Genomic DNA, 10,992 nt, shown 5'->3' on the forward strand with positions numbered 1-10,992 from the left:
TGCACTCACGACGCTCTCTGCATGAGTTCGAATTCCCCGACTGCGGAGCCTCCTACCAGACCCACACAATTTCTCCACACTTGGTAACCGGATCGGACACAACTGGTCGATACAGTGACCGCGTGTTTGCTCGTGATGCATCGTGGAATCGCTTGAAACTTCTCACGTACATACTGCAGGTCGTTGCCGTCGGCGTGCTGGCTGTGGCGTGGTTGGAGATCGGGCTCGGACTGTACTCCGAGCCGGGAGCAGATCCACGGTTCGAGCTCGAAGCGGGCGGCAACTTCGCGGCCAACGTCATGGTCTATTGGCCGTTCCGGTTTGTGATCAGCCCGGTGCTGGTCGTCACTGGCTTTTTCGGGCTGATGCCGCACCGGCTCGCGCCTGGCGGCACCATCGCGGGTGGGATAGTTGTCAGTTGGTTCGCTCAGCGGGTTGGAACCGAACTGTACTTGTCCGACTACAAGCCGGAGTTATCCGGACACCTCGACGCGAGCATCGTCGCGGCGTGCTTCGCACTTACCGCAGCGTTCACGGCAACCTTCTTGCATTGGTATGGCAACCGAAACGGCCGGACGCGCGCCGCCTCGATGCGCGGCGGCGCAGTGCTGGTAGTTGCCATTCTTGTCAGTGTGGTGCTCACGATTCCGCCGCTGATCGCAGGTAGCGACACCCCGTCCGGTGTCCGAGCTTGGCTCGTCGCCAACCCCCATTGCGGCAGGAACTTGTCGGACTGGACCGACGAGGGACAGACAACCGTCTATACCGGCGGCGCGACACAGTCGTATCCGCCGAAGGATGTGCCCGACAGCGTGTTCAGGGTCGTGGTCACACTGCGTAACGGCACAGGCAGCGTCGAATCTACCCCGCCGACCGCGATCTCGTTCCGAGACGAGCTGCCGTTACGGTCGGGTCCGCCGGGAACCGCCCTGATGCTGTATCGGCCCGGTACAGGCAACAAGTTCGCGTTTACTGACCTGCACACTCCGAATTGTGAGGCTGGCAGTAACCGGGTGGTTTCGGCGACCTACAAATATGCGGATTACGGCGGAACTGGCACGTCTGAGATACAGGGCACGGTATCTCGTAGCGACTAACCCGTCGGCAGGGGTGTTCGATAGCCGTCGTTGATCTGGATGTCCGCACATGCCGCATGTCGCGTGTTCTCAGGCGGATTGGTCCTGGAGGTAGGCGATCTTGGGTGTCCGGTCTCCGAGTGCTTGGTGCGGTCGCAGGGTGTTGTAGATGACGCGGACGCGGTGGACCTCCATGTCCAGCGCATCACCGTCGGCGATCACACCGCGATACAAATGCTCGTATTTCAACGTCCCGAAGAACCGCTCGATCACACCGTTGGTTGCGGGGAACGCACACGGGTGTGGACATGCCGCAGCAGCGGATCGGCGCCGAGGAAGGCCGTCTTGAAGACCTCGCCGCGGAAACACGACCCGTTGTCGGAGACCACCGCGATCGGCGCCGGAACCGCGCCGACGGGCTCACCCTCCAGCCCGAGGCCCTCGGCTACTCCCCGGTCGACGCGCAGGTCATCAAGATGCCAGGACATGCTCGGCTTCAGCGACGGCGAGCCGGAGACACTTCAGCGCGTCGTGGCCGCGCGCGGTCGTGGTCACCGTGATGGCGAGGCAGTATTTGGTGACGTAGTCGATGACCACGCAGATCCGCCAGATCCCTCCGCCGCTGGTTTCGAACTCGCTGAAATCGGTCTGCCACACCCTGTTTCGCTGGGTGGGTGGCTCTCGGAACACCCTGCGCCGCAACGCCACCCACGACTTGCGATCCGCACGAAACCCGCGCGGCAACAACAACCCGCGACGGCGCAGAGCCCGCTCGACCGTCGAGGTCGGCACCTCGTGGCCGTCGGCGCGCATCATTGCCGCGATCTTGCGGTGTCCCCACGCAGGCCACGCCTCGGCATCCTCCGCCGCGATCGGCTCGAACCGATCGAGCCGCGTGACGGCCGCGATACACGCTGCGGCCCACCGGCCCGAAGCAGAGCCAGCCGACGGCGGTAGGTGCGTTCTGGGATCCCGGCCAGTGGGGCGAACCTCGAAACCGGCAATCGCTGTGCCGCTCTCAGGGCTTCGAGGTCGGTGAAGGGACACGCTCGACACCGCCGTGACGCTGGATCCGCAGCTGCACCGTCGCTTCGGCGAGTGCGAGCTCGAGCTGTTCGTTCTCGATCGGCAGCCGCCGCTCCTCGGCCCCGCCGCGAGCTCCGGCCGACCCACTCGGGCGCGGTTCGAGGGCCTTCGCGCCCGCCTCCAGGAATGCCTGCTTCCATTTCGACACTGCCACCGCGCTCACGCCCCGTCGCCGCGCCGCCTCGGAAACGCTCATCTCGCCTCGGAGCACCGATAGGACGATCCGCAGCTTGTCCTCGACGGGGATTCTCGGCTTCGCCGACCGTGACATGGCGGTTCTTCCTGGCTCGTAGGGCCAGGACCCTTAAACCTGGCTACCCTGCCAAGAATTTTGACGCACAAGATCCTCAGCTCCTCTTCCGGCGCAAGATCCACTGAGGGGCTGTCGAGGTCGTGTAGGTAGCGCGCCTGATCTTCGTTCAGCTTGTAACCCCTGATCAGACTATCGAGCTTGGTCGGGCCGGGCTGGCACTTTCCTTTCTCTAGTTCATAGAGATACCCGGGCGCGATATCGTGACGCTTGTATGCCGCCCATAACGGAATTTCCCCATTCTGCGTCCTGGGTGTCCAGCTCGAACCATCGACAGGTCTGCCACGCCCATTTGTCCTGTGGCTCAGCGATAATGTGCCATCTCTGCTAGACTCGTTTCACGTATCCGCAACTCGCCACCACCCAATGCCGGGCACGGACGATGTCGCGCCAAAGTCGAAATACGATCGCATCAACCAGATTCGAGCCACGTAGGTCCCTGAGCGTACGCCGTGAACGCTTGGGCCCGTCCCGGTCCTCGATCGACTGCATCCACGGCCGCGGCCTCCTCTGTGCGCATTGCGGCGAACCGAAGTGAGTACCACGACGTTGGTTACGCCAGGGAGTGCGTCACGAAACATGCAGAGGGAGTATGACCTTCGAGTGTTGAGTCGCGGAACCCAGTTGCCCAGTGCCGCTTCGTTCAGGGTCTCAGACTCTTTGAGTTGTGCCCTCAGGCCGGGCGGGACGCGGTATGCGCGCGGCGGCATGCATCCGCAATTGTCGAGGTTGCGGTACGACAGCCAGGGTCGGCCTGACGTCGGTACCGGGAAGCATCTGCAGCCTCCATCGAGCAGCGACGGTCGCCAACGCCAAAGTTGCCTCAGTCAAGGCGAATTGGTCACCGATACATTTACGGGCTCCAGCGGCAAAGGGCAGCATCGCATGACGCGACGGCGGAGCGGGGAGGTCGGGGCCGAAACGGTCGGGGTCGAACCGCTCGGGGTCGGGATAGAGGTCGGCGCGGTGGTGGATCAGATACGAGCTGTAGATGACGGTGGTACCGGCCCGCAGCGAGTAGTTGCCGAGTTCGGTGTCCTCGGCGACCGTCCGAGTCTGCAGCCACGCTGGTGGCCGTAAGCGTAAGACCTCGTTGATCACTTGGGCGGTGAACTGAAGGTTCGGCAAGTCTTCGGGGCCAGCGGGGCGTCCCGCCAGCACGATGTCGACTTCTGCGTGCAGTCGGGCAGCAAACTCCGGATGCCGGTCGAGCAGGATCAGCGCCCACGCCAGTGTCGCGGCGCTGGTGTCGGTGCCTGCGAAGAAGAAGGTGAGCACCTGATCGACGATTTCCTCGTCACTCAACCGCCCGCCTCCGGCGCTGTCGTGGGCAAATAGCAACGCCGAGAACAGATCACCGTGATCGACCCCCTCAGCGCGACGAGCCGCCACAAGCTCGCTGAGGAGGGCACGCGCCTCGGCTGCCGCCTCGACGCAGGCTCGATTGCCGAGGATCGGCCACCGACGCAGCCACACCGGCAGGACGGCCTGACGCATATTCCCCGCGAAGACAACCTCGACATCATGCAGCAGCCGCTGTTGGGTTTCCTCGGTGATCGCCTGGCCGAACAGCGTCGCTGCGATCACGCGGGCGGCGAAGGTGTGCAGATCAGTCTTCACGTCGACAACCTGGCCGTCACACCAGGAGTCGACCATCTCAGCAATCTTCTCCACCATCACCGGCGCATACGCAGTGATACGTCTCGAATGAAACGCCGGCTGCAGCAGGCGTCGTTGCCGACGATGCTTGGCATGCGGACAAGTCGCCAAGCCGTCGCCAACCAGTTCTCGGCCACCGACATACAGTGCCCCGCCCTTGTCGAAGATTCGGTCATGAAGCAGTACTTGCCGAGTCAGTTCGAGATCGCAGACCACCACAGCGGACACCGGTCCGAGTCCGATACTCACCACATCGCCGTACGCAGGAAGAGAAGCCATGAATCCCAGCGGATCTCGCAGTAACGGCACCAGATGCCCCAGCACAGGCAACCGCCGCGGCGCTACCGCAATCGCCGCACCACCGCGCCGTCCTTCAGCGCCCATGGTCGCGCCGAGTCCTGCAGAACCGTCACCCGGTCTCCGACGAATCTTGTTGATTACCTGTCGAATTGGCGACCACTCGTCCACGACCAACTCCCCTCCACCGCAAGTCGGACTTCTCCCCATTGTCCGCCACGCCCGGCTGCAGCACTACCACCCGTACGGGTGGATCTTCGTCGGTCACACGCTTCGCGGGCTTCACTTGAACTCGCCCGCGCGATTTGACTCTGCGTCAGCAGGAAGCCCCGGCGTCTACCAGGCGCCAGCACGCGGTGCAACGCTGGCCAGCCGACCTGGGGGGAACCGAAGTTGCGGCCCAGTGCAGCACCGATGAAGGTCAAACCTGGCACATGCAAAATATGGCTGTGGTCCGTCGCCCACGTCATAGCGGTAACCGCCACCAGACCGACCATGCTCGCCTGGCCGGTCCGCATCCACGCGATCACAGTCAGCACAGGCAGAGCAGCACGCTGAGCGTCAAGATTCGGGGATCCCCGTTGGCGTGACCGGTCACAGCCATTAGCCACCACGCGACGATGACGGCAGTAGCTGCAAGATCGAGGGCTGTCACGACCTTGCGAAGCCGCTAATGTCCCGGGGTCTCACGTCGTTGACCAGGACGGGTAGGGGTCGATGGGCGAGACTTCCGGTGGTTTCGGTGCGCCCGCGGTGGTGGCTTCGCCATTGATGATGCGTGTGACCGCGTCCAGCACGGTGTCGCGGACGGTGGGGTGAAGGTGCGGATGTTGAGTTGCAGTTCGACGTCGCCGGGGATGATGTTGTCGTTGGTGCCGCCGTTGATCGCGCCGAGGGTTACCACGGCCTGGCCGGTCGCGGCGATCTCGCGTGCGACCACGGTCTGCAACCGCGACACCACCGCGGCGGCCATCACGATCGGATCGACGGTGGCCTGGGGACTCGAGCCGTGTCCACCGCGGCCGTGCAGGACCACCCGCCAGGCATCGGCAGCGGCCCATGCGGTGCCGGGTTGCACGGCCAGCACGCCGACCGGCAGCGGCCAGCTGTGCTGGCCGAGGACGATGTCGGATGTGCCGAAGCGAGTGAACAGGTCGTCATCGACCATGGCTTGGGCGCCCTGGCCGAGCTCCTCGGCGGGCTGGAAGACCGCAACAACCGTGCCCGACCACGTATTTCGCGATTCGGTGAGCAGGGGCAGCGCGCCGAGCAGGCAGGTGGTGTGCAGGTCATGGCCACAGGCGTGCATGACGCCGGTGTTCACCGAGGCATAGGGCAAACCGGTGTGCTCCTCGATCGACAGGGCGTCGAAGTCCGCGCACAGCAACACCGTTGGCCCGGGACCGTTGTTCAGCACGGCCACGATCCCGGTGCCGCCGACACCGGTACTCACCCGCCAGCCGTCCAGCCCGCGCACCGCGCGAGCCACCGCCTCGGCCGTGCGGTGCTCCTGGAATGACAGTTCCGGATGCCGGTGCAGGTCGCGATAGAACTCCGCCAGCTCGGGCTGCGTGTCGAGGGCCGCGAAATTTCGGTGTCGTCTTCGTCATGGTCGTGCCATCCCGTCAGTGAACTACGACGACGGATGTCCAGAAACCTTGGCGTACGGGCCATTCACTGGGACCACTCCGTCTCATTCCCATACCGATGCCTGATTCGATCCCGATCGACCGGTAGACCAGTGCCGCAACATCTTCCGCGTGAGCCGCGATATCGAGCACCGTGTCGAGCCGGTCACGTCGCCCGAAGATCTGCCACAGCAGAAGTACGGGCCGATACACCTCTCCAACGGACTGCCCCTCTTCGGCGCTCAGTAAAGGTGTCGATGGAGGGGCGCCATCGTGCGACCAGGTCAGATTGGTGAACCCGTCGATAATCCGGTCGGTCAATTGCTGTTGGCGCGCCTCGGTGATCCCGTCGGCCGGTTGCAGCACACTGATGGTCAGTCGGCCGCCGTAGCCGTACACGAGATACATGGCTGCGTTCGTCGGGAAACTGGGGCTTCCCAATCGAACGTCGATAATCGCAAGCTCCGCAGGCACTTTCAGTTCGGGAATCCGCCCCACATTGCCGATGTAGGAAATCGGCGGAGCAGCGGCCTGCAACTGCGGTGTCGGGAAGAATCCGATACTGGAGTACACGGCCCAGCCGTCGGCCACGCGAGCTCTGATATCACTGACGACCGTCTCACCCAACCGCAGCGGCGGGTCGTCCGGACCGACCAACTGGCCGGTGACCACGCTGCCGATGCCGTTGGTGATATCGAGTACGTCGATCGGGACCGGGAGCAATGCGCGGAAATCGACCGTGGATAGGACCAGCATCGGCACCGGTCCCGCGCGGTCGATCAGACTGCGTTCGGCCGCGAGTACCGCACCGGCAACGGCGGCGTGCATGGTAATGCCGCGCGCACGTACGGCCTCGATAATCCCCGTTGTCCGGTCCGTGTCCAGTTGCACGGTAGTGAGCCGAGGCAAGCTGGTCACCCCGGTCAGATGAGTTGCGGGGCTCTGGAATTCGGTCGGTGGCGGCTGAAGCGGGGGCGCGTCGTGCGGATCGAGCAGTTGGTGCGGCCCGACCGGTATCGGCCGCGGTGTGGCCGCACTGAGTTCGCCGACTTCGACGAGTGTGGTGTAATTCGCCCACGCCTTCCCCATCAGCGCGGCGGCGGCGTTACCGTCGGCGATCGCATGATTGAACGTGAATGCCACCGTCGCGACGTCACCGCGCCGCACCACCTGAAGCCGAGCCACATGCTTGGACTGGTCGAGCGGATCCACTGGGGCACTGAGGAATTCGTCCGGATCGCCGTCACTGACCTCGAACGGCACGGCGTATGGCTCCCGCGGCTCCAAGTAGTAACGGTCCCCGGCCTGCCCAATCCGCGCATACAGCACCGGGTTACGGTCGGTCAGCGCGATAAATGCCGCGCTGAGTCGATCGATGTCGAGGCGACCAACCGCCGGCATGCCGTATTTCAAGACCGCTCGCCGTTCGGCGAACGATTTCTCGAGGTCACCGAGCGAGCGACGCGGCCCGGCCAGTCTCAATATGTCAGTCATTCATGATGTCGCGTGCGGTCTCAGACAGCCCTTCGATGGTCGGCCGCGGCGACGCGTGTGCGCGTGGCCGTCTCGATGTCGACCTGCAGGGTGTTGAGCAGGATGGCGAGGCCGGAATAGAGTGCGACCACGATCATCAACTCGACCACGGCCCGATCATCGAGGTAGCGGTATGCCCGGTCGAAAACTTGGTCGGACACGTCTCCCTGGTTGGCCAATGCGGCGGCGACGAGATCGAGCACGGCGCGTTCGGCGTCGGTGAACACCGGATCGGTGAGTCTTTCTGCGGCGAGCGCGTCCTGTTGAGCCTGGGTCAGGCCGACTTTCTGCACCAAGCCCTCGTGCTGGGCCGCCTCGTAGGCGCAGTGGCAGTGGTGCGCGATGAGCAGGATCACCATTTCCCGCAATCGGGGGTCGAGTGCGGATTCGGCCAGCATGACGAACCTGGTTTCGAGCACAGGCCCGACCACGGCGTCTGCGTGCGCCAGCATTCGGTCGATATTCGAATCACCGAACAGTTTCACCTGCGCCCGCACCTCGGGCGACAGGGCGTCGAGATCGCCATACGGCAAACGAGCCATCAAAGCCTCCTTGTGATACCAGCGGGTCGCTACCGCTGCGATCGGGCACCTTCGGCTTACGATCGTCCGAGGCGGTTAGAGTTCGAGCCCGGGCGGGAGCAGCAGAGCGTCGACATCCATGCCGTACAACAGGTTCGAGATACGCCACAGGCCGTCGCTGGTTCGCCGGAAGCCGAACCGGAGGAACTCGAGATGGGCGAGCACGGGCGCGGCGTCGTCGGCGATGATCGACGGCATATAGGCGTAGGCGATGGCCTTGTCCTCGGCCAGGTCGCCTACCACCACGTTGGTGTAGATGTGGCGTGGTTGACGGGGGAAGTACGGCCACACGGTCGTCAGCTGGTCCACGACCGCGGACACGCCCTGAATCGAAGGCAGCTCTTTTCCGCCGCGGAACTGTCCGGCATAGACCGATTGAAAGACGACATCACTGGTCAAACAGTCGGCGAGCGCCTCACGGTCGCCCTCGTCGAAGGCCCAGCCGTAGCGGGCGATCCGATCGGCGATCATCAACCGATCCAGCGCATCACCGGGCTCCCCGACGACGGCCGGTGGCAGAGCTACCACCCCCGCCGCGCTGGCCCAACCCATCGGGGCCCCCGCCTCCGAGACTGTACTGCCGTCGCGGGAATCGGTGTGCTCGACATCTTTTGTCGTTTCCGTCATCGGTCTTACCTCCATGGCTGAGATACATCAATGTTTCCGGGAATGCTGTAATCACTCTGAAGTGATCGTCAATCGCATGACACCGCATGCAGCCGCGACGGGATTACCATTCAATTCCAATACGCCCGGCACGGCGGAAACTACGACGTCGGATACCCTTCGCCGAAACCTTCTTCTGCCCCACCGATCTGGCTGGATTCGCCGGTGATATCGGCGGGTTACGACGGGATCGGGCGCCTCAGCTCCTCCTCGTTCGGGGCGATTACAGGTCGACCCCCGGCGGGAGCAGCAGAGCGTCGACATCCATGCCGTAGGTGAGGCTCGATATACGCCACAGGCCGTCGCTGGTTCGCCGGAATTCGAACCGCATGAATTCGCAGTAGGCGAGCCGGGGCGCGGCGTCGTCGGCGCTGATCGACGGCATATAGGCGTAGGCGGTGGCCCGGTCCCCGGCCAGGTCGCCCACCACCACATTGGTGAAGATGTGGCGTGGCTGGCTGGAGAAGGCCGACCACACGGTCGTCACCGTGTCCATGAACGCCCCCACACCCTCGCTCGCGGGCAGCTCCGTTCTGCCGTGGAACTGTCCGGCGTAGACCGATCGGTAGGTGACGTCGCTGGTCAAACAGTCCGCAAGGGCCTCGCGGTCGCCTTCGTCGAAGGCCCAACCGTAGCGGGCGATCCGATCGGCGATCATGAGTCGATCCAGCGCTTCGCGGGGCTCACCGGCGGTGGCCGGCGGCAAAGCGACCACCCCCGCGGCGCTGGCCCAGCCCATCGGGGCCCTCGCCTGAGGGTGTGCGCTGCCGTTACGGTGGTCGGTGCGCTCAGCATCTCTGATCGTGTCCGTCATCGGTCTTACCTCCTTGACTGCGGTGCATGGAAGTTTCCGAGATTCAATGAAAAGTACTTTATAGCCAAAACTGTTTTAGCAGTATGTGACCCTTCGTACACTCGCCCGACGTGTCTCGGAAACCAGCATCCACCGGCGTGCTTTATGATCGAAGTACTTTTGCTGCGAAATAAAAGGAGAACAGTGTCACTGCAGGAGACCGCCGATCGGCTCGATCGCATACTCGGACCATTGCGCCGAGTGCTCGGGCGGTACATCCGACGCACCGGCGAGGTCACGGATGTGTCCGAGAGCCAGGTCGAGCTGTTACGCGCCCTGCCCGAGCACGGCACGATAGGCCCGCGGCTCGTGGCCGAGCGAATGCGGGTGGCCCCGTCGACGGTCAGCAATCTCGTCAAGGGCCTGGCGCAGGCCGGTCTCGTGGAACGGGTCAGCAACCCCGACGATTTCCGTGCCGTCGGACTGTCGCTCACCCCCGCCTCCCGCGAGATCCTGGATCGCTACAACCAGTTGGGCTCGACCGCCCTGGCCAGGGCGTTGCAGCAACTGAGCGCACGTGAACAGCAGGCCTTGCAGCGGGCGCTGCCCGTGCTGGAGAAACTGGTGGCCGTGCTGGAAGCCGAGAACGGCGCCTAGCCGGGGAATCGCGCGAAAATCCTCGTCACGAACGCAACGCTGTCGGGCTTCGGCGGCTACTACCAACAACATCCGATAATCAGCGAAGACGTTCTACAGCAGACGGCTTCGGCTCATCTCCGCCACTGACTTCAGTCGACAAGAGTGCGCGCTCATGCCGCGTTCCGCGCGGATTCCGGCGCGTGACCGATTCCAGTGACCAGGCCTGCGGGCGCATCGTGGTGCATGAGTACTTCAGCGGACATCGACGTCGCCTTCGCCGACGACGACGACCTAGTGTTGCGGCTGGCCTCAGCGGTCTACCTCGCCCGGTTCACCGGAACGTCCAGAATCCATTGCTCTTCGGATCTGCGCCTGTACTTCGCCTGGTGCGTCGAGCGCGAAGCCCGTCCGCTAGCGATGAACCGGGCCGAGATCGAACGCTACGTTGGCTGGATGCGGGAGGTCCGCAGGTTCAAGCCCGCCACTGCCGCGCGCCGGATGGCCGTGGTGACCGGTTTCTACCGGACCTGCGTCATCGACGGCATCCTGGAGCACTCGCCGGCTGAGTACGTGCGTCGACCGCGGGTGTCGAACGAGTCGCCCACGCTTGGTCTTTCGCATCTACATTCGAAGCGCTGCTCTCGGCGGCTCGTGACTCGGCCAACCCGTTCGACTTCGCACTCGTGGTCATGGTTGGGCTCCGGATCTTCGAAGCCTGCAACAC

The 10,992-nt window shown here is 64.0% G+C and carries 13 protein-coding genes; 3 read left to right on the forward strand and 10 right to left on the reverse strand.

The genetic code is table 11. The annotated features are described in order from the left end of the window. Window positions 1-122 precede the first annotated feature (122 nt). Window positions 123-1,097, forward strand: a complete 975-nt coding sequence (locus tag TY25_RS36035) for a hypothetical protein (protein WP_042264078.1) — start codon at window positions 123-125, stop codon at window positions 1,095-1,097. 69 nt (window positions 1,098-1,166) lie between these two features. Here TY25_RS36035 and TY25_RS43740 read toward each other — a convergent pair whose 3' ends face one another. The 10 genes from TY25_RS43740 to TY25_RS36075 all read right to left on the reverse strand — a co-directional run bounded on the left by TY25_RS43740 (window position 1,167) and on the right by TY25_RS36075 (window position 9,650). Then, window positions 1,167-1,349, reverse strand: a complete 183-nt coding sequence (locus tag TY25_RS43740) for an integrase core domain-containing protein (protein WP_052383416.1) — start codon at window positions 1,347-1,349, stop codon at window positions 1,167-1,169. After that, window positions 1,346-1,564 carry a hypothetical protein gene (locus TY25_RS43745; protein ID WP_052383417.1) on the reverse strand — a complete coding sequence of 73 codons (219 nt, stop codon included), beginning with the start codon at window positions 1,562-1,564 and terminating at the stop codon, window positions 1,346-1,348. Before TY25_RS43745 ends, TY25_RS43740 begins: the two co-directional genes overlap by 4 nt. Continuing rightward, window positions 1,548-1,892, reverse strand: a complete 345-nt coding sequence (locus TY25_RS43750; RefSeq protein WP_052383418.1) for an integrase catalytic domain-containing protein — start codon at window positions 1,890-1,892, stop codon at window positions 1,548-1,550. Before TY25_RS43750 ends, TY25_RS43745 begins: the two co-directional genes overlap by 17 nt. Before the next feature lie 202 nt (window positions 1,893-2,094). Then, window positions 2,095-2,433, reverse strand: a complete 339-nt coding sequence (locus TY25_RS36045; protein ID WP_042264080.1) for a helix-turn-helix domain-containing protein — start codon at window positions 2,431-2,433, stop codon at window positions 2,095-2,097. 690 nt (window positions 2,434-3,123) lie between these two features. Further along, complete coding sequence (locus TY25_RS36050) at window positions 3,124-4,599, reverse strand: cytochrome P450 (RefSeq protein ID WP_226887307.1); 1,476 nt, start codon at window positions 4,597-4,599, stop codon at window positions 3,124-3,126. A 499-nt stretch (window positions 4,600-5,098) separates the two neighbouring features. After that, entirely contained in the window at window positions 5,099-5,989 is an 891-nt protein-coding gene (locus tag TY25_RS36055) for an amidohydrolase (RefSeq protein ID WP_369405392.1), read from the reverse strand. A 64-nt stretch (window positions 5,990-6,053) separates the two neighbouring features. Then, the gene (locus TY25_RS36060; RefSeq protein ID WP_042264086.1) at window positions 6,054-7,550 is read right to left on the reverse strand and encodes a phthiocerol/phthiodiolone dimycocerosyl transferase family protein; all 1,497 of its coding nucleotides are present in this window, start codon (window positions 7,548-7,550) and stop codon (window positions 6,054-6,056) included. Window positions 7,551-7,570: 20 nt separating this feature from the next. Beyond that, window positions 7,571-8,131 carry a carboxymuconolactone decarboxylase family protein gene (locus tag TY25_RS36065; protein ID WP_081869329.1) on the reverse strand — a complete coding sequence of 187 codons (561 nt, stop codon included), beginning with the start codon at window positions 8,129-8,131 and terminating at the stop codon, window positions 7,571-7,573. 75 nt (window positions 8,132-8,206) lie between these two features. Continuing rightward, window positions 8,207-8,797: a nuclear transport factor 2 family protein gene (locus TY25_RS36070; protein ID WP_042264088.1), complete on the reverse strand. Its 591-nt coding sequence runs from the start codon at window positions 8,795-8,797 to the stop codon at window positions 8,207-8,209. A 262-nt stretch (window positions 8,798-9,059) separates the two neighbouring features. Then, entirely contained in the window at window positions 9,060-9,650 is a 591-nt protein-coding gene (locus tag TY25_RS36075) for a nuclear transport factor 2 family protein (protein ID WP_081869331.1), read from the reverse strand. A gap of 183 nt (window positions 9,651-9,833) precedes the next feature. Here TY25_RS36075 and TY25_RS36080 point away from each other — a divergent pair, with 183 nt between their 5' ends. Together TY25_RS36080 and TY25_RS43035 are read left to right on the forward strand one after the other, a co-directional pair. Beyond that, window positions 9,834-10,286: a MarR family winged helix-turn-helix transcriptional regulator gene (locus TY25_RS36080; RefSeq protein WP_201773745.1), complete on the forward strand. Its 453-nt coding sequence runs from the start codon at window positions 9,834-9,836 to the stop codon at window positions 10,284-10,286. Between the two features lie 225 nt (window positions 10,287-10,511). Then, on the forward strand, window positions 10,512-10,992 hold a 481-nt coding region (locus tag TY25_RS43035), incomplete at its 3' end, for a site-specific integrase (protein WP_201773746.1).

Origin of the sequence: Nocardia brasiliensis NBRC 14402 (assembly GCF_000308475.2) — a bacterium.
GTDB lineage: Bacteria > Actinomycetota > Actinomycetes > Mycobacteriales > Mycobacteriaceae > Nocardia > Nocardia brasiliensis.

Excerpts from the sequence above, each read along its gene's own strand:
- TY25_RS43745 (WP_052383417.1), bottom strand. The coding sequence starts at position 1,564 with ATGTCCTGGCATCTTGATGACCTGCGCGTCGACCGGGGAGTAGCCGAG.
- TY25_RS43750 (WP_052383418.1), bottom strand. The coding sequence starts at position 1,892 with ATGATGCGCGCCGACGGCCACGAGGTGCCGACCTCGACGGTCGAGCGG.
- TY25_RS36045 (WP_042264080.1), bottom strand. The coding sequence starts at position 2,433 with ATGTCACGGTCGGCGAAGCCGAGAATCCCCGTCGAGGACAAGCTGCGG.
- TY25_RS36060 (WP_042264086.1), bottom strand. The coding sequence starts at position 7,550 with ATGACTGACATATTGAGACTGGCCGGGCCGCGTCGCTCGCTCGGTGAC.
- TY25_RS36065 (WP_081869329.1), bottom strand. The coding sequence starts at position 8,131 with ATGGCTCGTTTGCCGTATGGCGATCTCGACGCCCTGTCGCCCGAGGTG.
- TY25_RS36070 (WP_042264088.1), bottom strand. The coding sequence starts at position 8,797 with ATGACGGAAACGACAAAAGATGTCGAGCACACCGATTCCCGCGACGGC.
- TY25_RS36075 (WP_081869331.1), bottom strand. The coding sequence starts at position 9,650 with ATGACGGACACGATCAGAGATGCTGAGCGCACCGACCACCGTAACGGC.